This window comes from Streptomyces curacoi (genome assembly GCF_001513975.1).
In the GTDB taxonomy this organism is placed as follows: domain Bacteria; phylum Actinomycetota; class Actinomycetes; order Streptomycetales; family Streptomycetaceae; genus Streptomyces; species Streptomyces curacoi.
The window spans coordinates 226713-248589 of record NZ_KQ947986.1 but is presented as its reverse complement, the minus strand read 5'-3'; the positions used below and the strand labels follow the sequence as shown (position 1 = coordinate 248589).

Below are 21877 nucleotides of genomic sequence, written 5' to 3'. Positions count from 1 at the left end.
CGAGTCTGCCGCACACCACCGACGACGCCGCCACCGCGTCCACACCGGCCGCGGCAAGGCCCTGACACCCCCGCCCGGCCCTCCTCACACCCGTCCCCGCAGCCACGGCGCCCGCCCCCGCGCGTCCACGGCCTCGCCGCTCTCCTCCACGTCCCCCGCCAGCTCCCGCGCCCACGCGACCAGCCCCGCCAGATCCATCCCGTACGGCCGCTGCTCCCCGGCACCCGACGCCCACTCCGCCACGGCGCCGGCCCCCCGCCGCAGCAGCCTCGCCCCGCCCGTCACGTTCCCCCGGGCCGCGTGCGTGAGCCCCACCGCCAGCTGAGCCAGCCCTCGCCACAGGGCCCGCTCCTTCGCCGGGCCCGTCTTCCACGCGTCCTCGAAGACCTCGTGCGCATGGAACGGCTTGCCCGCGTCCAGCAACTGCTGCGCCTCGGCGACGCTCTGCTCCGGGGTGCGTACGACGCCCTCGGGCTGGCGGGCGACACCCTCCGCGCCGTAGGGGAGCGGACGTCCGAGGCCGTCCCGGGGCCGGGCGTTGCGCGCCCGCCCCTCGTGGTCCCGGTCCCGTGCCCCTGCCTGCCGTCCTGACGATGTGGTGCCCATACACCGATTGTCCATCGCCCCGGCCCCTCGCCGGACGCCCACTTCGGTGTGAGCCCCGGCGTGGGGTAAAGTGCTGTCGCGTGATCACGCGGTTCGTCGCGCGACACACATCGGGACGTGGCGCAGCTTGGTAGCGCACTTGACTGGGGGTCAAGGGGTCGCAGGTTCAAATCCTGTCGTCCCGACGGTGTGAAGGGTCTTCGCGGGCAGCAGCCCGCGGAGGCCCTTTTCGCGCTGCTCGGTGCGTAGGCTCGCGCCGTGAGATCTCCCGCTTCGAAGGAGCCGGCATGACCACCGTCTTCTCCCGCATCATCGACGGCGAGCTGCCCGCCCGGTTCGTCTGGCAGGACTCGCAGGCCACGGCGTTCCTGTCCATCGCGCCGCTGACGCCCGGTCACACTCTCGTCGTGCCCCGGCGCGAGGTCGACCAGTGGACGCAGGCCGACGGCGAACTGCTGGCCCACTGCATGAAGGTGGCCCAGGCCGTCGGCCAGGGCGTGCAGCGGGCGTGGCGCGCGCCGCGGGCCGGCCTGCTCATCGCCGGTTTCGAGGTGCCGCACCTGCACATCCACGTGGCGCCCATGTGGGGCATGGGCGACCTGAACTTCGCCGACGCCAAGCCGGAGGAGGACATGTCGGCGCTGGACGAGGCGGCGGACAAGCTCCGTACCGCCCTGCGCGACCTCGGCTTCGAGCACGCCGTGCCGCCGCGGTCCTGACGGCTGGAACACGGGAGGTCCCACCCGTCCGGCCCGCCCCTCACCGACCGCACCGGTCACCCGGCCCGCCCCTGGCCGACGGCACCGGTCACCCGGCCCGCGCGACGCGGCGCGGGCCGGGATGGTAGAAGCGGGCCATGACCAACTCGCTCATCCATCCGGCCGGTGCCCGATGACCGCCGGCATCGACACCCCCGACCGCCGCGGCCGCACCGGACTCGACCAGGCCGGCCGGGACCTGACCGGCAACCCCCGCGTCAAGGTGCGGGACGTGGAACTGCTGTCCTGCCACTGGTACGTCGAGCGGGCCACCACCTTCGACTTCCAGCACGCCGACGGCACCTGGAGCACTCAGCAGCGCGAGACGCACGACCGCGGCAACGGGGCCACCATGCTGCTGTACGACGCCGAACGCGAAACCGTCCTGCTCACCCGCCAGTTCCGCTTCCCGGCGTATGTCAACGGCCACCCCGACGGCATGCTCGTCGAGACGCCGGGCGGTCTGCTCGACGACGATGACGAGCACCCCGAGATCGCGGTACGGCGCGAGGTGGTGGAGGAGACCGGGCACACCATCGGCGAGGTCCGGCACGTCTTCGACGTCTACATGAGCCCGGGATCCGTGACCGAGCGCGTCAGCTTCTACGCCGCCGAGTACGGGCCCTCGACCCGCACCCACGAGGGCGGCGGTCTGGACGAGGAGGGCGAGGACATCGAGATCATCGAACTGCCCTTCCGCCGGGCCCTGGAGATGATCCGTACCGGGGAGATCGCCGACGCCAAGACCATCATGCTGCTGCAATGGGCGGCGCTGGAGGGCCCGTTCGCCAAGTGACCGGCCGCGCTCTTGACTTGAAGTGCGCTTCAAGATGAAGACTCCCGTTCGTGGCCCCGAGACGGGCACGCGAACGGGAGGGATTCATCCATGAAGTACCGCACCATCGGCACCGACCCGAAGAACCGACGGGACGTGAGCGTGCTCGCGCTCGGCGCGATGCTGTTCGGCTCGCGCACCGACGAGGAGACCTCCTTCGCCGTCCTCGACCGCTATGTCGAGGCCGGCGGGAACTTCATCGACACGTCCGACAACTACGCCTTCTGGATCGACGGCGGTCAGGGCGGCCAGAGCGAGGAACTGCTCGGCCGGTGGCGGCGCAGCCGCGGCATCGGCGACGAGATCGTCTTCGCGACCAAGCTCGGCGCCCGCCCGCTGGCCCCCGGCACCAGCTACGTCGACAACGCGGAGGGACTGTCGGCGAAGGTGATCCGAGAGTCCGCCGAGCGCAGCCGCGACCGGCTCGGGGTCGCGAAGCTGGACCTGCTCTACGCCCACATCGAGGACCGGACGGTCCCCCTCCAGGAGACCGTCGAGGGGTTCGCCGAGCTGGTGGCCGAGGGCACGGTCGGCCTCCTCGGCGTCAGCAACCACGCGACCTGGCGGGTGGAACGGGCCCGCGCCCTCGCCGCCGCGGCCGGACTGCCCGGCTACGAGGTGCTCCAGTACGCCCACACCCACCTGCGGCCCCGCACCGACGTCCCCGACGGCCTGTTCCCCGACGGCAGCCTGGGCCACGCCGGCCCCGACCTGCTGAGCTACCTGCGGGCCGAGCCCGCCCTGACCCTGGTCGCCTACTCGCCGCTGCTGAAGGGCGCCTACACGCACCCGGACCGGCTGCCCGCGGACTTCGACCACCCGGGCACCCCGGCCCGCCTGAAGGTGCTGCGCGAGGTCGCCCAGGAGACCGGTGCCACCGTCAACCAGGTCGTGCTGGCCTGGCAGCTGGGCGGCCCGCTGCCGATCATCCCGCTGGTCGGGGCGTCCTCCGTGGCCCAGCTGGAGGAGAACCTGGCCGCCGTGGACCTGGAGCTGAGCCCGGAGCAGCGGGCCCGGCTGGACTCCGTCCACTGACCGCGCCGGTCGTACGCCGCCGCAGTAGGCTCCGAAGAGGCGCGAAGGGAGTGGGCCATGCCTCTGTTCCCCACCGAGCGATCGGTCCGTACGACCCCCGAAGGCCTCCTCTGGGAGCCCAGCGAGCGCTGGGTGCGCGGCCGCAAGGGTGACGTCACCGTCGTCGACAGCCGGCACCCCGTCCTGGTCTGGGAACCCGAGCTGCCCGTGCCGTGTTACGCGTTCCCGCGCGAGGAGGTCCGCACGGACCTCCTCCGCCCGGCGAAGAACCCGCCGACGGGATCGCACACGGGCTCGCAGATCTTCTACGACCTTCAGGCCGACGGAGCCCTGGTGGAGAACGCGGCCTGGACGTTCCCCGCCGCCGACCTGGCCGGGCACATCGCGTTCGAGTGGTTCCACCGCTGGGGCAGCGGCCTCGACCACTGGTACGAGGAGGAGGAAGAGATCTTCGTCCACCCCCGCGACCCGCACAAACGGGTGGACGCGATGCCCAGCAGCCGTCACGTCCAGGTCGAGATCGCCGGCACGGTCGTCGCGGACACCCACCGGCCGGTGCTGCTGTTCGAGACCGGGCTGCCGACGCGGTACTACATCCCCCGCGAGGACGTCCGTCTCGACCTGTTCGAGCCCACGGACCACCGCACCGGGTGCCCGTACAAGGGCCGGGCCCAGTACTGGACCTGGCGCGGCGAGGACGAGGTCCCGCGCAACCTCCTGTGGAGCTATGCCGAGCCGCTGCCCGCGGTGGGCCCCGTCAAGGGGCTGCTGGCCTTCTACAACGAGGCCGTGGCCCTCACCGTGGACGGCGAGCGCCTGCAGCGGCCGGTCACGCCGTTCACCGCCGGACTCAGGGCCTGACCAGCAGCTGGAAGTCGAACGCGTACCGGGACGCACGGTAGATGTGCGTGCCGTACTCGACCGGCCGGCCCGTGTCGTCGTACGCCGTGCGCTGCATGGTCAGCAGCGCCGCGCCCTCCTTCTCGTCGAGGCGCTCGGCCTCCTCGGCGGTGGCGCAGCGGGCGCCGATCGACTGGCGGGCGCTGTGCAGGGTGATGCCGGCGGTGCGCATCATCCGGTACAGGCCGGTCGACTCCAGACGGGCGGTGTCGAGCTCGAGCAGGCTCGCGGGCAGGTAGTTGCACAGGATGGCCACGGGCTGGCCGTGCGTGCAGCGCAGCCGCTCCAGGACCGTGACCTCCGCGCCTTCCCCGATGCCGAGCGCGGCGGCGACGTCGGCGGTGGCCGGGACGCGCTCGTTGCGGACGACCTCGGTGGTGGGGCCCTGCCCGGCCGCCTCCAGGTCGTCGTAGAGACTGCTGAGCTCCAGCCCGCGCTTCACCTGGCTGTGCACCACCTGGGTGCCCACGCCGCGTCGCCGCACCAGCAGTCCCTTGTCGACGAGGGACTGGATGGCCTGCCGGACGGTGGGCCGGGACAGGCCCAGCCGCACCGACAGGTCGACCTCGTTGCCCAGGAGGTTGCCCGGGGCGAGACTCCCGTGCTCGATCGCCGCCTCCAGCTGCTGGGCGAGCTGGTAGTACAGCGGCACGGGACTGCCCCGGTCCAGGGCGAAGTCCAGCGAGTCCAGCGCGGGGGCGGACACGGCTCGTGCGGAGCCGCGGGCCTTCGCCATGGGTCCCTCCCTTGGATGGTCCCGCTACGGGGTGGCAGTCCCGCTGCGGGTGGCAGTCCCTCTGCGGGCGTGTCAGGTGTTGCTGGGGAAACCGAGGTTGATGCCCGCGTCGGCCGGGTCCGGCCAGCGCGTGGTGATCACCTTGCCCTGGGTGTAGAAGGCGATGCCGTCGTTGCCGTAGATGTGCAGATCGCCGAAGAGCGAGTCCTTCCAGCCGCCGAAGGAGTGGTAGCCGACGGGCACCGGGATCGGCACGTTCACGCCGACCATGCCCGCCTTGACCTCCAGCTGGAAGCGGCGGGCGGCGCCGCCGTCGCGGGTGAAGATCGCGGTGCCGTTGCCCCAGCGGGAGTCGTTGATGAGCTTGATGGCCTCTTCGTACGTCTCCGCACGCACCACGCACAGCACCGGACCGAAGATCTCGTCCCGGTACGCGTCCGCCGTCAGCGGCACCTTGTCCAGCAGCGAGACACCGAGGAAGAAGCCGTCCTCGTGGCCCTCGACCGAGTAGCCCGTGCCGTCGACGACGACCTGCGCGCCCTGCTCGGCGGCCGACGACACGTAGGACGCCACCTTGTCGCGGTGCTCGCGGGTGATCAGCGGGCCCATCTCGGAGGCAGGGTCGTTGCCGGGGCCGATCTTCAGGTTCTTGGCGCGCTCGGCGATCTTGGCGACCAGCTCGTCACCGGTGTCGCCGACGGCGACCACGACGGACACGGCCATGCAGCGCTCGCCCGCCGAGCCGTACGCCGCGTTGATCGCCTGGTCGGCGGCGAAGTCGAGGTCGGCGTCGGGCAGCACCAGCATGTGGTTCTTGGCGCCGCCGAGGGCCTGGACGCGCTTGCCGTGCTCGACCGCCTTGAGCTGGATGTACTTGGCGATGGGGGTGGAGCCGACGAAGGAGACCGCCTCGATGTCCGGGTGTTCCAGGAGCCGGTCCACGGCCACCTTGTCGCCCTGGACGATGTTCAGCACACCCTCGGGCAGCCCGGCCTCGGCGGCCAGTTCGGCGAGGCGGTAGGACGCCGACGGGTCCTTCTCGCTGGGCTTCAGCACGAAGGTGTTGCCGCACGCGATCGCCAGCGGGAACATCCACATCGGCACCATGGCCGGGAAGTTGAACGGCGTGATGCCCGCGACGACGCCGAGCGGCTGGCGGATCGAGGCGACGTCCACCCGGCTCGACACCTGCGTCGACAGCTCGCCCTTCAGCTGCACGCTGATCCCGCAGGCCAGCTCCACGATCTCCATGCCGCGCGCCACCTCACCGAGCGCGTCGGAGTGCACCTTGCCGTGCTCGGCGGTGATCAGCTCGGCGATCTCGTCGCGGTGGGCGTCCAGCAGCTCGCGGTACTTGAAGAGGATCTGCGTGCGCTTGGCCAGGGAGGTCTGGCCCCAGCTCTCGAAAGCGGCCTTGGCGGAGGCGACGGCGGCGTCCACCTCGTCGACGGTCGCGAAGGCGACCTGCTTCTCCTGGGCGCCGGTGGCCGGGTTGTAGACGGCGCCGAAGCGGCCGGACGTGCCCTCGACGGGCTTGCCGTCGATCCAGTGGGTGATGGTCTTCATGGTGCGAAAGGGCCTTTCGTAAGGGGGAGTTCAGAGGTGGTGGCGGCGTCCGGCGACGTGCTGGTCGTAGCGCTCGCGGGCCTCGACGGCGGCCTCGCGTGAGGCGATCTCGGCGACGGGTACGTCCCACCAGGCCTCGGCGCCGGGGGAGGTGGGGTTCATGATGTCCGTCTCGACGTACACGCAGGTCGGCCGGTCGGAGGCGCGGGCCGTGGCCAGCGCCTCGCGCAGCTCGCGGACCGTCTTGGCGCGCAGCACGTCCATGCCGAGGCTGGCCGCGTTGGCGGCCAGGTCGACGGGGAGCGGGGCGCCGGTGAAGGTGCCGTCGGCGGCCCGGTAGCGGTAGTCGGTGCCGAAGCGCTCGCCGCCGGTCTCGGCCGACAGCCCGCCGATGGAGGCGTAGCCGTGGTTCTGGATCAGGACGATGTTGACCGGCAGGCCCTCCTGGACGGCGGTGACGATCTCGGTCGGCATCATCAGGTAGGTGCCGTCGCCGACCAGCGACCACACGGCCGTGTCCGGGGCGGCCTGCTGGATGCCGATCCCGGCCGGGATCTCGTAGCCCATGCAGGAGTAGCCGTACTCCAGGTGGTACTGGCGCGGGCTGCGGGACCGCCACAGCTTGTGCAGGTCGCCCGGGAGCGAACCGGCCGCGTTGATCACCACGTCGTCGTCGCCGACGACCGCGTCCAGCGCGCCCAGCACCTGCGTCTGCGTCGGTACGGCGCTCTCGTCGTCGGCCCGGTAGGCGGCCTCCACGACGGCGTCCCAGCGCTCCTTGCCGGCGCGGTACTCGGCCTCGTACGCCTCGCTCACGCGGTACCCGGCCAGTCCCTCCACCAGCCCTTCGAGACCGGCCCTGGCGTCGCAGACCAGCGTCCGCGCCGCCAGCTTGTGCGCGTCGAACCCGGTGATGTTGAGGTTCAGGAAGCGCACGTCAGGGTTCTGGAAGAGCGTGCCCGAGGCGGTCGTGAAGTCGGTGTATCTCGTGCCCACGCCGATCACCAGGTCGGCCGCGCGCGCGATGTCGTCGCTGACCGACGTGCCGGTGTGGCCGATGCCGCCGAGGTCGGCGGGGTGGTCGTAGCGCAGGGAGCCCTTGCCCGCCTGGGTGGAGGAGACCGGGATGCCGGTGGCCTCGACGAAGGCCTTCAGCGCGGCCTCTGCCTCGCTGTGGTGGACGCCGCCGCCCGCGACGATCAGGGGGCGCTCGGCGGCCCGGATCGCCTCGACGGCCGCCGTCAGCTCGACCGGGTCGGGCGCGGGGCGCCGTACGTACCAGACGCGCTCGGCGAAGAACTCCTCCGGCCAGTCGTACGCCTCCGCCTGCACGTCCTGGGGGAGCGCCAGCGTCACCGCGCCGGTCTCGGCCGGGTCGGCGAGGACCCGCATGGCGTTCAGCGCGGACGGGATCAGGGCCTCGGGGCGGGTGATCCGGTCGAAGTACCTCGACACCGGGCGCAGGGTGTCGTTGACCGACACGTCCGCCTCGGTCGGGTGCTCCAGCTGCTGGAGCAGCGGGTCGGGGGCGTGGGAGGCGAAGTAGTCGCCGGGGAGGAGCAGGACCGGCAGGCGGTTGATGGTGGCCAGGGCGGCACCGGTGACGAGGTTCGTCGCGCCGGGGCCGATGGACGTCGTCACGGCCTGCGCGGAGAGGCGGTTGAGCTGGCGGGCGTAGCCGACGGCCGCGTGCACCATGGACTGCTCGTTGCGGCCCTGGTGGTACGGCATCACGTCCTCGCCCGCCTGAAGGAGGGCCTGGCCGATGCCGGCCACGTTGCCGTGGCCGAAAATGCCCCAGGTACCGGCGATCAGCCGGCGCCGTACGCCGTCGCGCTCGGTGTACTGGGCGGACAGGAACCGCACCAGCGCCTGGGCGACGGTCAGGCGGACGCTCGTGGGTTGGCTCATCGGGGACCTCACTGGGACGGGGCGGTGTAGAGGGGCAGACGGGGGTCGACGGGCTGGTCCGGCCAGGTGTCGCGGACCCAGGCGTGATCGGGGTGGTCGCAGATCAGCCAGGCGCGCTCGTCCTCGGGGCCCGCCATGACGTTGAGGTAGTACATGTGGTGGCCGGGCACGGCCATGGAGGGCCCGTGCCAGCCGTCGGGGATCAGCACGACGTCTCCGCCGCGCACCTCGGCCAGGACGTCGGTGCCCCGGCCGTGCCCGGACGGGGAGACGCGCTGGTAGCCGAGGCCGGGGATGCCCTCGTGATCGGCGAACTCGAAGTAGTAGATCTCTTCCAGCACCGACTCCTCGCCGGGCTTGTGCTCGTCGTGCTTGTGCGGCGGGAAGGACGACCAGTTGCCGCCCGGCGTGATGACCTCGACCGCGATGAGCTTGTCGCACTCGAAGACGCCCGCCGCGCCGAAGTTGTTGACCTGGCGGCTGCTGTTGCCCGTGCCGCGCAGCTCCACCGGCACCGACGACGCCGGTCCGTACCGGGCCGGCAGCCACCGCGAGCAGCGCGCGCCGGTCAGCGCGAACCGTCCGCCGCCGGTGGACGAGACGGTCGCACGGGCGTCGCGCGGCACGTACGCGAAGTCGCTCACGCCGCTGAACACGCTGTCCCGGCCGGTGAGCCGGAACGTGTCGTGGCCGAAGTCGTCCGCGGCCTCGACCGTGCAGCCGCCGGTCAGCGACAGCACGATCCACTCGCTGTCGCCGGTGTCGAAGTTGTGGCTGCCGCCGGGCGGCAGCTCCAGGATCCGCAGACTGGAGTAGCCCCAGCCGGCCTTCTCGGGCGTGACGTCCACGACGTACGGGCCGCCGAGCGCCTTTCCCGCGGGAAGGTGATAGGTCATCGAGTTCTCCGCCTCACAATCCGGATCACAACAGGCCGACGGCCGTGTCCACCGCCGTCTCCACGCTGCCCTCGGCCGGGTAGAGCAGCGAACGGCCGACCACCAGGCCCTGGACGGTGGGGTGTCCGAGCGCCTTGCGCCAGCGTTCGTAGGCGGCCGCCTGATCCTCGGCGGAGCCCCCGACCTCGCCGCCGAGCAGGACGACGGGCAGCGTGGACGTCTCCAGAACCTCGGCCATGTCGTCGGGGTTATGGGTGACGGGCAGTTTCAGCCAGGTGTAGGCCGAGGTGCCGCCCAGCCCCGAGGCGATGGCGATCGACTTGGTGACGGCCTCGGCGGACAGGTCGTTGCGCACCTGGCCGTCGATCCGCCGGGAGATGAACGGCTCGACGAACAACGGCAGCCGGAGGGCGGCCATGGCGTCGATGGCGCGGGCCGTGGACTCCAGGGTGGTCAGGGAGCCCGGGTCGGAGTAGTCGATACGGACCAGCAGCTTGCCCGCGTCGAAGCGCAGCCGGGCGATGTCCTCGGCGCGGTGGCCGGTGAAGCGGTCGTCCATCTCGAAGGACGCGCCGGCCAGGCCCCCGCGGTTCATGGAGCCCATGACAACCTTGTCGTCGAGGACACCGAGCAGCAGCAGGTCCTCCAGGATGTCGGCGGTGGCCAGCACCCCGTCGACGCCGGGTCGCGAGAGCGCGATGCAGAGACGTTCCAGCAGATCGGCCCGGTTGGCCATGGCCAGCCTGCGGTCGCCGACGCCCAGGGCGCCGCGCGCGGGATGGTCCGCGGCCACGATCATCAGGCGGCCGCTGTCGCCGATCAGGGGGCGGCGCGTCCTGCGGGCGGCGGCCTCGGCGATCGCCTCGGGGTGCCGGGCTCTGATCGCGGTGAGGTCGGGGATGCTGATGCTCAAGGAAGGCTCCGTTCAGGGTGGCTCGGTCGGCCGAGGGCTCGGCTACGACGCCCGCGCGAGGGGCTCGGCTACGACGCCCGCGTGAGGAGGTCCGCGACCTCGGACTCGGTGGGCATCGCGGAGGAGCAGGCCAGGCGGGAGGCGACGAGGGCGCCGGCGGCGTTGGCGTACCGCATGGTGGTGGCCAGCTCCCAGCCGGACAGCAGCCCGTGGACCAGCGAGCCGCCGAAGGCATCGCCCGCGCCCAGGCCGTTGGCCACCTCGACCGGCACCGGCGGCACCTCGGCCTCGGTGCCGTCGCGGTGCACCGCCAGCACGCCCTTGGGGCCCTGTTTGACGACCGCCAGCTCAACGCCGGCCGCCAGCAGCGCCTCGGCGCAGGCGCGCGGCTCGCGGACGCCGGTGGCGATCTCGCACTCGTCCAGGTTGCCGACGGCGACCGTGGTGTGCCGAAGCGCCTCCGCGTAGTACGGGCGGGCCTCCTCCGGGTCCCTCCAGAACATGGGGCGCCAGTCGAGGTCGAAGACCGTGGTGCCCGCCTTGTCGCGCGCCTTGAGGGCGGCGAGCGTGGCGGAGCGGCTCGGCTCCTCGCTCAGGCCGGTGCCGGTGATCCAGAAGATCCGGGCCGAGCGGATGGCCCAGTAGTCCAGCTCGTCGGAATGTATCTCCAGGTCAGGCGCCTTAGGCTGCCGGTAGAAGTACAGCGGGAAGTCGTCCGGCGGGAAGATCTCGCAGAACGTCACCGGCGTCGGGTACGCCGCGACGGGCGTCACCCAGCGGTCGTCGACGCCGAAGTCCTTCAGGGCCTCGTGCAGATAGGCGCCGAACGGGTCGTCGCCGGTGCGGGTGATCACGGCGGTGCTGCGGCCGAGCCGGGCGGCGGCCACGGCGACGTTCGCGGCCGACCCTCCGAGGAATTTGCCGAACGTCTCCACCTGCGTCAGAGGTAGGCCAGACTGCAGGGGGTAGAGATCGACTCCTATTCTTCCCATCGTGATCAAGTCGAAGGGCTTGGCTGACTCGGCCATGCGCAACGCTCCTAGAGCTGGGCTGGGGGTGGGGCCCCCAGGGGGCCTGCCGCCTCCCAGGTGTAGGGCGTGGAGCCCGGCGCTGTCAATACTTTGTACTTACATTCGGACCTGCTTGTGAAATGATGTCTTAACAAAGTATTGACAGCGAGCGCATCTAGGGATTGGATCCCGTCCCAGCGCAACCGCCGTGTTCCACGGCACATGACCCGGGCTTCCCAAGGGTCCGGGACATGGATCCTGATCACTCCCTTTCCCCCCGTCGCACACCCCCGTCGCACAGTGAGGTGCTGGAAAGATGGACCGCTCTTACTCTCGCTCCCGCAGCCTGGCCCCCGTCGTGGCCGTCGCCGCAGCGGCAGCGCTGACGCTCGCAGGATGCTCCAGCAGCTCCGGTGGCAAGAAGGCTGAGGAGAGCGCAGAGGGCGCCTCCGCCGGCAAGGCGAACACCCCCCGGATGACGGTCGCCCTGGTCACGCACCAGTCGGCCGGTGACACCTTCTGGGACATCGTCCGCAAGGGCGCCGAGGCCGCCGCGGCCAAGGACAACATCAAGCTGATCTACTCCAACGACCCCAACGCGGGCAACCAGGCCAACCTGGTCCAGAACGCGATCGACCAGAAGGTCGACGGCATCGCGATCACCCTCGCCAAGCCGGACGCCATGAAGGACGTCGTGAGCAAGGCGAAGAAGGCCGGCATACCGGTGGTCGGCCTCAACTCCGGTGTGAGCGAGTGGCAGAAGCTCGGCCTGATGGAGTTCTTCGGCCAGGACGAGACCGTCGCGGGCGAGGCGCTCGGCAAGCGGCTGAACGAGGCCGGCGCCAAGAAGGCCGTCTGTGTCATCCAGGAGCAGGGCAACATCGGCCTGGAGCAGCGCTGTGCGGGTGTGAAGAAGACCTTCGAGGGTGACGTCGAGAACCTCAACGTCAACGGCACCGACATGCCGTCCGTGAAGTCGACGATCACCGCCAAGCTCAAGCAGGACAGCGACCTCGACTACGTCGTCACCCTCGGCGCGCCGTTCGCGCTGACCGCGGTGCAGTCGATCGGTGACGCGGGCGCCAAGGCGAAGGTCGCCACCTTCGACCTCAACAAGGAACTGACCGGCGCGATCAGCAAGGGCGACATCGAGTTCGCCGTCGACCAGCAGCCCTACCTGCAGGGCTACCTGGCGATCGACTCCCTGTGGCTCTACAAGAACAACGGCAACTACATGGGCGGCGGCGAGCAGCCGGTGCTGACCGGACCGGCCTTCGTCGACAAGACGAACGTCGAGACGATCGACAAGTACGCCGCGAAGGGCACTCGGTGATGAGCATGACCCAACAGGCTGAGCCGGCGGTGACCACACCGCCGGCCCCCGGCCCCGGCAAGGAGAAGGACGGGCGCACGGCCGAACGCCCCCTGGCGCTCCGGTTGTTGGCCCGCCCCGAGGTCGGCGTCTTCCTCGGCGCCGTCGCGGTCCTGGTCTTCTTCCTGATCACGGCACCGCCGGTCCGCGACGGCAGCTCGATGGCGAACATCCTGTACCAGTCGTCGACGATCGGGATCATGGCGCTGCCGGTCGCGCTGCTGATGATCGGCGGCGAGTTCGACCTCTCCGCCGGTGTCGCGGTGATCACCTCGGCGCTGACCGCGAGCATGCTCAGCTACCAGCTGACGATGAACGTATGGGTCGGCGTGATCGCCGCGCTCGTCGTGTCGCTCGCGGTGGGCCTGTTCAACGGCTGGCTGCTGGTGAAGACCGGGCTGCCGAGCTTCCTGGTCACGCTGGGCACCTTCCTGATCCTCCAGGGCGTCAACCTGGCGGTGACCAAGCTGATCACCGGCAACGTCGCCACCGACGACATCAGCGACATGGACGGCTTCGACCAGGCCAAGGCGATCTTCGCCTCGACGTTCGACGTCGGCGGGGTCAACGTGAAGATCACCGTCGTGTGGTGGCTGGTCTTCGCGGCCATCGCCACCTGGGTGCTGCTGCGCACCAAGTACGGCAACTGGGTCTTCTCGGTCGGCGGCAACCAGCAGTCCGCCCGCGCGGTCGGTGTGCCGGTGACGTTCACCAAGATCTCGCTGTTCATGCTGGTCGGCTTCGGTGCCTGGTTCGTCGGGATGCACCAGCTGTTCTCGTTCAACACCGTGCAGTCCGGTGAGGGTGTCGGGCAGGAGCTGATCTACATCGCGGCGGCGGTCATCGGCGGCTGTCTGCTGACCGGTGGTGCCGGTTCGGCGATCGGCCCGGTGTTCGGTGCCTTCATGTTCGGCATGGTGCAGCAGGGCATCGTCTACGCCGGCTGGAACCCCGACTGGTTCAAGGCCTTCCTGGGCGTGATGCTCCTCGGCGCCGTCCTGATCAATCTCTACGTGCAGCGCACGGCGACCCGGAGGTGACCCCATGACATCCACCAACGGAACCGGCACCCACGGCGCCGTCATCGTCGACAAGGCCCCCGAGCAGGACGGCCCCGTCGTCGAACTCCGCAGCGCCGGCAAGTCCTACGGCAACATCCGCGCCCTGCACGGCGTCGACCTGAAGGTGTTCCCCAGCCAGGTGACCTGCGTCCTGGGCGACAACGGCGCCGGCAAGTCCACCCTGATCAAGATCATCTCGGGTCTGCACCAGCACACCGAGGGCGAGTTCCTCGTCGACGGCGAGCCGGTACGTTTCTCCACTCCGCGTGAGGCGCTCGACAAGGGCATCGCCACCGTCTACCAGGACCTCGCGGTCGTGCCGTTGATGCCGGTGTGGCGCAACTTCTTCCTCGGCTCGGAGATGACGAAGGGCCCCTGGCCCATCCGCCGTCTCGACATCGAGAAGATGAAGAAGACCGCGGACGAAGAGCTGCGCAACATGGGCATCGTCCTCGATGACCTGGAACAGCCCATCGGCACGCTCTCCGGCGGCCAGCGCCAGTGCGTGGCGATCGCCCGCGCCGTCTACTTCGGTGCCCGCGTGCTCATCCTCGACGAGCCCACCGCCGCCCTCGGCGTCAAGCAGTCGGGTGTGGTGCTGAAGTACATCGCCGCCGCCCGCGACCGCGGCCTCGGCGTCATCTTCATCACCCACAACCCCCACCACGCCTACATGGTCGGCGACCACTTCAGCGTCCTGCGCCTCGGCACCATGGAGCTCAACGCCTCCCGTGACGAGGTCAGCCTCGAAGAGCTCACCAACCACATGGCCGGCGGCACCGAACTGGCCGCGCTCAAGCACGAGTTGGCCCAGGTCCGCGGCGTGGACGTCGAGGAGCTCCCGGAAGAGGAAGACCTCACCGCACCCGTGGCGACCTCGGAAGGGAAGTCCTGACATGCCCCCTGTACTGGACCGCATCCGGGTCGGCTCCGCGCCCGACTCCTGGGGAGTCTGGTTCCCCGACGACCCCGTGCAGGTGCACTGGGAACGCTTCCTCGACGAGGTCGCCGAGGCCGGATACGAGTGGATCGAGCTGGGCCCGTACGGCTATCTGCCGACCGACCCGGCCCGACTCACCGACGAGGTGAACAAGCGGAACCTCAAGGTCTCGGCGGGCACGGTCTTCACCGGCCTGCACCGCGGCCCCTCCGTCTGGGAATCCACCTGGGAGCACGTCAGCCAGGTCGCCGCCCTCACCCAGGCGATGGGCGCGAAGCACCTGGTGGTGATCCCCTCCTTCTGGCGGGACGACAAGACCGCCGAGATCCTGGAGCCGCCGGAGCTCACCGGCGAGCAGTGGGCCCATCTGACCAAGGGCATGGAGCGGCTCGGCCACGAGGTGAAGGAGACGTACGGCCTCGACATCGTCGTGCACCCGCACGCCGACACCCACATCGACACCGAGGCCCACGTCGAGCGCTTCCTCGACTCGACCGACTCCGACCTGGTCAACCTCTGCCTCGACACCGGTCACTACGCCTACTGCGGCGGCGACAGCGTCAAGCTGATCGAGACCTACGGCGAGCGCATCGGCTATCTGCACCTCAAGCAGGTGGACCCGGAGATCCTCGCGGACGTGGTGCGCAACGGGGTGCCGTTCGGGCCCGCGGTCCAGCGCGGCGTGATGTGCGAACCTCCCTCCGGCGTACCGGAGTTGGGCCCGGTCCTGGAGGCCGCGCAGAAGCTGAACGTGGAGCTGTTCGCCATCGTCGAGCAGGACATGTACCCGTGCGAGCCGGACAAGCCCCTGCCCATCGCGGTCCGTACCCGTAAGTTCCTGAGGTCCTGCGGCGCCTGACGACCGGAAAGGACGGCCGATCACCATGGCTCAGCGCGCACAAACGCTCGGAGTCGCAGTCATCGGTACCGGAAAGATGGGCGCCGACCATGTGCGCCGTATCGAGGAGGTCACCAGCGGGGCACGGGTGACCGCCGTCGTGGACGTCGACGCGGAACGCGCCAAGGCCGTCGCGGCCCGTGTCGACCACTGCACCGCCTACACCGACCCGGCCGCCGCGATGGCGTCGGCCGAGGTCGACGCGGTGCTGATCGCCTCGCCGGGGCCCGCCCACGAGGCGGCGCTCCTCACAGCCTTCGAGCACGACCTGCCGGTGCTGTGCGAGAAGCCGCTCACCCCCGACTCGGCCTCCGCGCTGCGGGTGCTGCGGGCCGAGCAGGAGCTGGGCCACCGCCGGGTCCAGGTGGGCTTCATGCGGCGCTACGACGCCGAGTACATGAAGCTCAAGGCCCTGCTGGAGACGGGCCAGTTGGGCCGTCCCCTGATGCTGCACAACCGGCACCGCAATGTCGCCAGCCCGCCCGGCTGGACCAGCGAGATGCTCATCAACGACTCGGTGACCCACGAGATGGACGTGACCCGCTGGCTGCTCGGCCACGAGATCACGGCCGTCACCGTGCTGGCCCCGTCCCCGTCGGGGAACGCGCCGGACGGCATCCGCGACCCGCAGTTCGTCGTCTTCGAGACCGACGGCGGGGCGATCGTCGACGTCGAGATCTACGTCAACTGCGGCTTCGGCTACCAGGTCCAGGCCGAGGTGGTCTGCGAACGCGGCACCGCCCGCGTCGGCGACGGCCACGCCATGATCACGCACGCGGCCGGCCGCTGGGGCGGCATCATCGCCCAGGACTACATCGAGCGGTTCGCCGACGCCTACGACCGTGAGGTCCAGGCCTGGGTGGACGCCACCCGGCGCGGCGAGGTCACCGGGCCCAGCGCCTGGGACGGGTACGCGGTCGCCGCGGTCTGCGAGGCGGGCGTACGGTCGCTGCAGGAGGGCGGCAGGGCAGCGGTGGACCTGGTCGACAGGCCCGCGCTGTACGGGGGATGACGTGTCGTCGGCTCCCTGACACGAGCGGACGGCTGAGGGCCGGGGAGATGCTCCCCGGCCCTCATTTTCTCGTGCCCGTGGGTCAGTCCGCGAGCGTGGTGCGCGGGCGTGGCTCGAACCCGGCCGCCCGGTAGGCGTCGTCGATGAGCGACATCGTCGCCAGCGCGTCGTCCGCGTCCAGCGGGAGCGGCGCGTCCCGGCGTATGTGCGCGGCGAGCGCCTCCAGCTGGTAGGTGTACGACGAGCGCGTGCCCAGCCGCTCCGTCCGCTCGCCGTCCGCCGTACGCACCACGACCCGGTCGTCGCGGTGCGGCAGCACGAAGTTCGGCGCGAACGCCTCGCCCCGCGAGCCGACGATCCGGCAGCTCATCTCCAGCTCGCCGTACGCCATGTGGCAGCGCGCCGACGCGGTCGCCCCGCCGGGGAACTCCAGGTCGGAGTCCAGCCACTCGTCGACGCCCGGCGCGCCCGCCCGCTCCCCGCCCCGCGCGGAGACCAGGCGCGGGGCGCCGCCCGCCCAGGGCGCGAGCATGCGCACCGCGTGCAGGCTGTAGCAGCCGAGGTCCATCACGGCGCCGCCCGCGAGGGTCAGCGACCAGCGCGGGTCGGCGTCGTCGGGCGCGGGAATCGCGACCAGCGTCTCCACCCGCTGGAGCTCGCCCAGTTCACCGCTTGCCAGGAGTTCGTGCAGGCGGCGGGTGACCGGGTGGAAGAGGTAGTGGAAGGCCTCCATGAAGACGGTCCCGGCCTTCGCCGCCGCCTCCCGCACCTCGGCCGCCTCCTCGGCGTTGCTCGCCGACGGCTTCTCCGTCAGGACGTGCTTGCCGGCCGCGAGCGCGGCGAGGTTCCACGGCCCGTGCAGGCCGTTGGCGAGCGGGTTGTAGACGACCTCCACCTCGGGGTCGGCGAGCAGATCGGCGTACGAGTCCACCACCCGCTCCACGTCGTGCTCCTCGGCGAACGCCTCGGCGCGGGACCGGTCGCGCGCGGCCACCGCGACGAGGCGGTGGCCGGTCGTCCGGGCCGGGCCGACGAGGGAGAGCTCGGTGATGCGGGCCGCGCCCAGTACTCCGACGCGCAGCGGTTCCTGGACCGACTCGTTCATCCCTGCCGTACCTCCTCGATCGTCACCGGGCGGTGCTCGTGCAGCGACAGTGTGCACGCCTCGGCGATCCAGCCGGCCTCCAGGGCGTCCTCGATCGTGCACGGGGAGGGCCGGTTGCCGGCGACGACCTCGGTGAACGCGGTGAGTTCGGCGCGGTAGGCCTCGGTGAAGCGGTCCATGAAGAAGTCGTGCGGGGTACCCGCCGGGAAGGTCACGCCGGGTTCGACCGAGCGCAGCGGCAGCTTGTCCTCCAGACCGACGGCGATGGAGTCCTGGAAGCCGTGGATCTCCATGCGGACGTCGTGCCCCCGGCCGTTGTGGCGGGAGTTGGAGACCACCGCGATCGTGCCGTCGTCCAGGGTGAGGACGGCGCCGGTGGTGTCGGCGTCGCCGGCCTCCTTGATGTAGTCGGCGCCCTTGTTGCCGCCGACGGCGTAGACCTCGGTCACCTCGCGGCCGGTCACCCAGCGGATGATGTCGAAGTCGTGCACCGAGCAGTCGCGGAAGATGCCACCGGAGGCGGCGACATACGCGGCGGGCGGCGGCGCCGGGTCCAGCGTGGTCGACCGTACGGTGTGCAGCTTGCCCAGCTCGCCGGAGTGCACGGCGGCCCGGGCGGCGACGAACCCGGCGTCGAAGCGGCGGTTGTAGCCGATCTGGATCGGCACGTCCCTGCCCTGGACGGCCTTCAGCACCTCGACGCCCTCGCTCATGGTCTTGGCGACGGGCTTCTCGCAGAAGACAGGGATGCCGGCCTCGACCCCGGCCAGGATCAGCGCGGGGTGGGCGTCGGTCGCGGCGGCGACGACGATGCCGTCCACGCCGGCGGCGAGCAGCGCCTGAGGTGAGTCCACGACCTCGGCGCCGAACCGCTCGGCGGCGGCCTTGGCGGCATCCGCGAACGGATCGGTGACGACGAGGGAGTCGACCGCGTCGAGTCCGGAGAGGGTCTCGGCGTGGAAGGCGCCGATGCGGCCGAGGCCGAGGATTCCGATACGCATGGGGGTGTTTCGCTTCCTTGAGTACGGGTCTTGCGAGTCTTGCGAGGGGGCTTGCGGGATATCTAGTCGAGGCCGCCGAGCACGTTCTGGTCCCAGTCGATCACCGACCCGGTGACCACGCCGGACCGGTCCGAGAGCAGGAAGACCACGAAGTCGGCGATTTCGTCCGGCTGGCCGAGCTTGCCCATCGGCAGCCTGGCGGCGGCCTCCTCGCGCCAGCCGTCGCCGGCTCCGTGGAAGGCCTTCTGTGTGGCGTCCTCGCCCTCGGTCGCCGTCCAGCCGATGTTCAGGCCGTTGATCCGGATCCGGTCCCAGCGGTGCGCGTGCGCGGCGTTGCGGGTCAGCCCGATGAGACCGGCCTTGGCGGAGACGTACGGTGCGAGGAACGGCTGCCCGCCGTGCGCCGAGGACGTGATGATGTTGACGATCGTGCCGGGCGCCTTGCGCGCGACCATGTCCCGCACGGCGGCCTGCATCGCGAAGAACGGCGCCTTGAGGTTGATCGCGATGTGCTGGTCGAACAGCTCGGGCGTGGTGTCGAGGAGCGTGCCCCGGGACGTCAGCCCCGCCGAGTTGACCAGGCAGTCGATGCGCCCGTACGCGTCGACGACCTCGGCCACCGACGCCTTGGCCTGCTCGGCGTCCGACAGGTCGGCCTGCACGAACATGGCCTTGCCGCCCTCGGCGGCGAGCTCGGCCACGAGTGCCTCACCGGGCTCGGCGCGCCGCCCGGTGACGGCCACGACCGCCCCCTCGCGGACGGCCGCCCGCGCGATGGCGGCGCCGACGCCCTGGCTGCCGCCGTTGACGAGGACGACCTTGTCGTCGAGAAGTCCCATGTCTTTGAGGGTCCTTTCAGCTCTGGCGCCGCTCGGCGCCGGCCCGCAGCTCTGCCCGCAGAGCCTCGGGAGTCCATGCCTCGCGCAGCGCGCGCCGTACCACGTCCGCCTGCGAGGGCGGGGCCAGCCCGTCGACCGGCGGATCGCTGTCGAGGTTCGTCGGGAAGGGGTAGCCCTCGGCGCTCGCGGCGATCACGTTCGCCTGCCAGGCCTCGTCCACGCCTTCGCTCCGGCGCTTCAGCAGGACCGGGAAGACCGCGCCTGCGACCGCCTCGCGGTCCACCGTCTCCATGGCCCGCCCGAACGCGGAGGACACCTGGAGCAAGTTCGCCATGCGCCGGATGTCCGCGGACCGGTTGGTGCCGGCCGCGTGGAACAGCGCCGGGTTGAAGAAGGCCGCGTCGCCCTTGGCGAGGGGGAGCTGGACGTGGTGTTCCTCGAAGTAGGCCTGGAACTCGGGCAGTCGCCAGGCCAGATAGCCGGGCTCGTACCTCTGCGAGTACGGCAGGTACATCGTCGGCCCGGACTCCACCGGCATGTCGCAGTGCGCTACGGCGCCCTGGAGGGTGAGCACGGGGGAGAGGACGTGCACATGGGCGGGGTAGGCCGCCGCGGCCTCGTTGGAGAGGAAGCCCAGGTGGTAGTCGCGGTGCACGGTCTGGGCGGTGCCGCCGGGGTTGACCACGTTCACCTGCGAGGTCACCTGGTAGCCGGGCCCGAGCCAGGCGGCCGAGACGAGCGCCAGGATGTCGTTGGCGTAGTAGTCGGCGAACGCCTCGGGGTCATAGAGCGCCGCCTTCTCCAGCGCGTTCCAGACCCGGTCGTTGGCGCCCGGCTTGGCGAAGTGGTCACCGGCGTGCGCGCCCGAGGCGCGCTGCTCGGCGATCAGGGCGTCGAAGACGGCGCTGAGCCGGTCGACGGTCTCCGGGTCCGGAAAGGCGCCCCGGAAGACCACGATGCCCGGGCCGTCGGTGAGGGCGCGGACCAGTTCGGCCCGCACCGCGCGCGGATCCTCGGCCGCGCGCAGGCGGTCACTGTCGTAGACCAGGACAGCGCGCTCCACCGAGGAGGCGTACGGGTAGTCGGCGAGGTCGGTGGTCCGCTCGACCAGTTCGCGGAAGTCAGCGAGGTCGCAGTCCTGCTCGGACAGCCACGCACGGCGTTGTACGGAGGTGAAGGACATCGGCGTCCTCTCGGTGACAGGGGCGACTCAGTGCTGTCATTCTTGTCAGTACAAACCCGTCGAACAACCAGCAGGCGGCCATCAAAAACCCCTCAGACCGAGCTCCGGGAGCATCCGCATGGGCCACCCCTTCCCGATCCGGGAGATCGCACGTCAGGCAGGTCTGAGCGAGGCCACCGTGGACCGGGTCCTGAACGGCAGGGGAGGGGTGCGCGAGAGCACCGCGCGCGAGGTCCACCAGGCCATCGCCGACCTCGACCGGCAGCGCACCCAGGTCCGCCTTGTGGGCCGTACCTTCATGATCGACATCGTGATGCAGGCGCCGGAGCGGTTCTCCACCGCCGTACGGGCCGCCCTGGAGGCCGAGCTGCCCGCCCTGCACCCGGCGGTCGTGCGCTCGCGTTTCCACTTCAGGGAGACCGGGCCCGTGGAGGAACTGACGCGGACGCTGGAGCGGATCGCGCGGCGCGGTTCGCAGGGCGTGATCCTCAAGGCCCCGGACGTCCCCGAGGTCACCGCCGCCGTCACCGGGCTCGCGGAGGCGGGCATACCGGTGGTCACCCTGGTGACCGACCTGCCCTCCACACCCCGCCTCGCCTACGTCGGCATCGACAACCGGGCCGCCGGGGCGACGGCCGCGTACCTCATGGGCCAGTGGCTCGGCGACCGCCCCGGGCATGTCCTCACCAGCCTCAGCAGCGGCTTCTTCCGCAACGAGGAGGAGCGCGAGATGGGCTTCCGCAGCGCCATGCGCGCCCGCCATCCCGAGCGCACCCTGGTCGAACTGGCCGAGGGACAGGGCCTGGACGCCACGCAGTACGACCTCGTGCGGGCCGCACTCGAACGCGACCCGGAGATCCGCGCGGTCTACTCGATCGGCGGCGGAAACATCGCCACCCTGCGGGCTTTCGAGGACCTGGGCCGGGAGTGCGCGGTGTTCGTCGCGCACGACCTCGACCACGACAACACCCGCCTGCTCCGCGAGCAGCGGCTGTCCGCCGTGCTCCACCACGATCTGCGCCAGGACATGCGCGAGGCCTGCCACATCGTCATGCGGGCCCACGGCGCGCTGCCGCCCGCCGGACCCACCCTGCCGTCGGCGATCCAGGTCGTGACGCCGTACAACATGCCGACGTCCATCGGCTGAGAGGCGGGCGCGGCGCTCGACCATGGCCTTCGCTGCTGTAGGTCCGGCGCTGGGCGCCGGGCGCCTGTCCGGGCGGCGCCGTGCCATGACCGTCCCGCTCCGACCGCCGTGCCGTGACCGTCCCGCTCCGACCGCCGTGCCGTGACCGTCCCG

21 protein-coding genes and 1 tRNA gene are annotated in these 21877 nt (G+C 70.9%); 11 read left to right on the top strand and 11 right to left on the bottom strand.

What is annotated here, in order from left to right; genetic code table 11:
* Positions 1-84: 84 nt before the first annotated feature.
* On the bottom strand, positions 85-606 hold the full coding sequence (locus AQI70_RS10835) for a DUF309 domain-containing protein (RefSeq protein WP_062146938.1): 522 nt from the start codon (positions 604-606) through the stop codon (positions 85-87).
* Positions 607-717: 111 nt separating this feature from the next.
* On the opposite strand from AQI70_RS10835, the gene AQI70_RS10830 reads away from it, so the two are divergent.
* From AQI70_RS10830 to AQI70_RS10810, 5 genes are all read left to right on the top strand, one after another.
* Positions 718-791, top strand: a tRNA-Pro gene (locus AQI70_RS10830).
* A 102-nt stretch (positions 792-893) separates the two neighbouring features.
* Entirely contained in the window at positions 894-1325 is a 432-nt protein-coding gene (locus tag AQI70_RS10825) for an HIT family protein (protein ID WP_062146936.1), read from the top strand.
* A gap of 172 nt (positions 1326-1497) precedes the next feature.
* Positions 1498-2160 carry an NUDIX domain-containing protein gene (locus AQI70_RS10820; RefSeq protein ID WP_062146934.1) on the top strand — a complete coding sequence of 221 codons (663 nt, stop codon included), beginning with the start codon at positions 1498-1500 and terminating at the stop codon, positions 2158-2160.
* A gap of 90 nt (positions 2161-2250) precedes the next feature.
* On the top strand, positions 2251-3234 hold the full coding sequence (locus tag AQI70_RS10815; RefSeq protein WP_062146932.1) for an aldo/keto reductase: 984 nt from the start codon (positions 2251-2253) through the stop codon (positions 3232-3234).
* A 57-nt stretch (positions 3235-3291) separates the two neighbouring features.
* Positions 3292-4095: a DUF427 domain-containing protein gene (locus AQI70_RS10810; protein WP_062146930.1), complete on the top strand. Its 804-nt coding sequence runs from the start codon at positions 3292-3294 to the stop codon at positions 4093-4095.
* Here the strand turns inward: AQI70_RS10810 and AQI70_RS10805 are convergent.
* The 6 genes from AQI70_RS10805 to iolC all read right to left on the bottom strand — a co-directional run bounded on the left by AQI70_RS10805 (position 4085) and on the right by iolC (position 11184).
* On the bottom strand, positions 4085-4870 hold the full coding sequence (locus AQI70_RS10805; RefSeq protein ID WP_062146928.1) for a GntR family transcriptional regulator: 786 nt from the start codon (positions 4868-4870) through the stop codon (positions 4085-4087). The genes AQI70_RS10810 and AQI70_RS10805 overlap by 11 nt on opposite strands.
* Before the next feature lie 72 nt (positions 4871-4942).
* Positions 4943-6436: a CoA-acylating methylmalonate-semialdehyde dehydrogenase gene (locus AQI70_RS10800; RefSeq protein WP_062146926.1), complete on the bottom strand. Its 1494-nt coding sequence runs from the start codon at positions 6434-6436 to the stop codon at positions 4943-4945.
* Positions 6437-6466: 30 nt separating this feature from the next.
* The gene (iolD, locus tag AQI70_RS10795; protein ID WP_062146925.1) at positions 6467-8347 is read right to left on the bottom strand and encodes a 3D-(3,5/4)-trihydroxycyclohexane-1,2-dione acylhydrolase (decyclizing); all 1881 of its coding nucleotides are present in this window, start codon (positions 8345-8347) and stop codon (positions 6467-6469) included.
* An 8-nt stretch (positions 8348-8355) separates the two neighbouring features.
* On the bottom strand, positions 8356-9243 hold the full coding sequence (iolB, locus tag AQI70_RS10790) for a 5-deoxy-glucuronate isomerase (protein ID WP_062146923.1): 888 nt from the start codon (positions 9241-9243) through the stop codon (positions 8356-8358).
* A 25-nt stretch (positions 9244-9268) separates the two neighbouring features.
* Complete coding sequence (locus tag AQI70_RS10785) at positions 9269-10156, bottom strand: Cgl0159 family (beta/alpha)8-fold protein (RefSeq protein ID WP_062146921.1); 888 nt, start codon at positions 10154-10156, stop codon at positions 9269-9271.
* A 68-nt stretch (positions 10157-10224) separates the two neighbouring features.
* Positions 10225-11184, bottom strand: a complete 960-nt coding sequence (gene iolC / locus AQI70_RS10780) for a 5-dehydro-2-deoxygluconokinase (RefSeq protein WP_062146919.1) — start codon at positions 11182-11184, stop codon at positions 10225-10227.
* 298 nt (positions 11185-11482) lie between these two features.
* Here iolC and AQI70_RS10775 point away from each other — a divergent pair, with 298 nt between their 5' ends.
* Genes AQI70_RS10775 through AQI70_RS10755 form a run of 5 tightly spaced genes read left to right on the top strand, consistent with a single transcriptional unit; the run spans position 11483 to position 16449 of the window.
* Complete coding sequence (locus AQI70_RS10775; RefSeq protein ID WP_062146916.1) at positions 11483-12499, top strand: sugar ABC transporter substrate-binding protein; 1017 nt, start codon at positions 11483-11485, stop codon at positions 12497-12499.
* Positions 12499-13578: an ABC transporter permease gene (locus AQI70_RS10770; protein ID WP_062146914.1), complete on the top strand. Its 1080-nt coding sequence runs from the start codon at positions 12499-12501 to the stop codon at positions 13576-13578. Before AQI70_RS10775 ends, AQI70_RS10770 begins: the two co-directional genes overlap by 1 nt.
* A gap of 4 nt (positions 13579-13582) precedes the next feature.
* Entirely contained in the window at positions 13583-14494 is a 912-nt protein-coding gene (locus AQI70_RS10765; protein ID WP_062146912.1) for an ATP-binding cassette domain-containing protein, read from the top strand.
* A 1-nt stretch (position 14495) separates the two neighbouring features.
* Entirely contained in the window at positions 14496-15398 is a 903-nt protein-coding gene (locus AQI70_RS10760) for a sugar phosphate isomerase/epimerase family protein (protein WP_062146910.1), read from the top strand.
* A gap of 25 nt (positions 15399-15423) precedes the next feature.
* Entirely contained in the window at positions 15424-16449 is a 1026-nt protein-coding gene (locus AQI70_RS10755) for a Gfo/Idh/MocA family protein (protein WP_062146908.1), read from the top strand.
* A gap of 82 nt (positions 16450-16531) precedes the next feature.
* Here AQI70_RS10755 and AQI70_RS10750 read toward each other — a convergent pair whose 3' ends face one another.
* The 4 genes from AQI70_RS10750 to AQI70_RS10735 form a co-directional block, all read right to left on the bottom strand.
* On the bottom strand, positions 16532-17554 hold the full coding sequence (locus AQI70_RS10750) for a Gfo/Idh/MocA family protein (protein ID WP_062146906.1): 1023 nt from the start codon (positions 17552-17554) through the stop codon (positions 16532-16534).
* Complete coding sequence (locus tag AQI70_RS10745) at positions 17551-18555, bottom strand: Gfo/Idh/MocA family protein (protein WP_062146904.1); 1005 nt, start codon at positions 18553-18555, stop codon at positions 17551-17553. The genes AQI70_RS10750 and AQI70_RS10745 overlap by 4 nt, the downstream gene beginning before the upstream one ends.
* Before the next feature lie 62 nt (positions 18556-18617).
* Positions 18618-19394 carry an SDR family oxidoreductase gene (locus tag AQI70_RS10740; RefSeq protein WP_062146902.1) on the bottom strand — a complete coding sequence of 259 codons (777 nt, stop codon included), beginning with the start codon at positions 19392-19394 and terminating at the stop codon, positions 18618-18620.
* Positions 19395-19410: 16 nt separating this feature from the next.
* Positions 19411-20577, bottom strand: coding sequence for a phytanoyl-CoA dioxygenase family protein (locus tag AQI70_RS10735; RefSeq protein WP_062146901.1), 1167 nt, complete (start codon positions 20575-20577; stop codon positions 19411-19413).
* Positions 20578-20695: 118 nt separating this feature from the next.
* On the opposite strand from AQI70_RS10735, the gene AQI70_RS10730 reads away from it, so the two are divergent.
* Positions 20696-21724: a LacI family DNA-binding transcriptional regulator gene (locus tag AQI70_RS10730; protein ID WP_062146900.1), complete on the top strand. Its 1029-nt coding sequence runs from the start codon at positions 20696-20698 to the stop codon at positions 21722-21724.
* Positions 21725-21877: the final 153 nt, after the last annotated feature.

Coding starts and splice junctions, on each gene's coding strand:
- AQI70_RS10835 (WP_062146938.1), bottom strand. CDS start 606: ATGGGCACCACATCGTCAGGACGGCAGGCAGGGGCACGGGACCGGGAC.
- AQI70_RS10825 (WP_062146936.1), top strand. CDS start 894: ATGACCACCGTCTTCTCCCGCATCATCGACGGCGAGCTGCCCGCCCGG.
- AQI70_RS10820 (WP_062146934.1), top strand. CDS start 1,498: ATGACCGCCGGCATCGACACCCCCGACCGCCGCGGCCGCACCGGACTC.
- AQI70_RS10815 (WP_062146932.1), top strand. CDS start 2,251: ATGAAGTACCGCACCATCGGCACCGACCCGAAGAACCGACGGGACGTG.
- AQI70_RS10810 (WP_062146930.1), top strand. CDS start 3,292: ATGCCTCTGTTCCCCACCGAGCGATCGGTCCGTACGACCCCCGAAGGC.
- AQI70_RS10805 (WP_062146928.1), bottom strand. CDS start 4,870: ATGGCGAAGGCCCGCGGCTCCGCACGAGCCGTGTCCGCCCCCGCGCTG.
- AQI70_RS10800 (WP_062146926.1), bottom strand. CDS start 6,436: ATGAAGACCATCACCCACTGGATCGACGGCAAGCCCGTCGAGGGCACG.
- iolD (WP_062146925.1), bottom strand. CDS start 8,347: ATGAGCCAACCCACGAGCGTCCGCCTGACCGTCGCCCAGGCGCTGGTG.
- iolB (WP_062146923.1), bottom strand. CDS start 9,243: ATGACCTATCACCTTCCCGCGGGAAAGGCGCTCGGCGGCCCGTACGTC.
- iolC (WP_062146919.1), bottom strand. CDS start 11,184: ATGGCCGAGTCAGCCAAGCCCTTCGACTTGATCACGATGGGAAGAATA.
- AQI70_RS10775 (WP_062146916.1), top strand. CDS start 11,483: ATGGACCGCTCTTACTCTCGCTCCCGCAGCCTGGCCCCCGTCGTGGCC.
- AQI70_RS10770 (WP_062146914.1), top strand. CDS start 12,499: ATGAGCATGACCCAACAGGCTGAGCCGGCGGTGACCACACCGCCGGCC.
- AQI70_RS10765 (WP_062146912.1), top strand. CDS start 13,583: ATGACATCCACCAACGGAACCGGCACCCACGGCGCCGTCATCGTCGAC.
- AQI70_RS10760 (WP_062146910.1), top strand. CDS start 14,496: ATGCCCCCTGTACTGGACCGCATCCGGGTCGGCTCCGCGCCCGACTCC.
- AQI70_RS10755 (WP_062146908.1), top strand. CDS start 15,424: ATGGCTCAGCGCGCACAAACGCTCGGAGTCGCAGTCATCGGTACCGGA.
- AQI70_RS10750 (WP_062146906.1), bottom strand. CDS start 17,554: ATGAACGAGTCGGTCCAGGAACCGCTGCGCGTCGGAGTACTGGGCGCG.
- AQI70_RS10745 (WP_062146904.1), bottom strand. CDS start 18,555: ATGCGTATCGGAATCCTCGGCCTCGGCCGCATCGGCGCCTTCCACGCC.
- AQI70_RS10740 (WP_062146902.1), bottom strand. CDS start 19,394: ATGGGACTTCTCGACGACAAGGTCGTCCTCGTCAACGGCGGCAGCCAG.
- AQI70_RS10735 (WP_062146901.1), bottom strand. CDS start 20,577: ATGTCCTTCACCTCCGTACAACGCCGTGCGTGGCTGTCCGAGCAGGAC.
- AQI70_RS10730 (WP_062146900.1), top strand. CDS start 20,696: ATGGGCCACCCCTTCCCGATCCGGGAGATCGCACGTCAGGCAGGTCTG.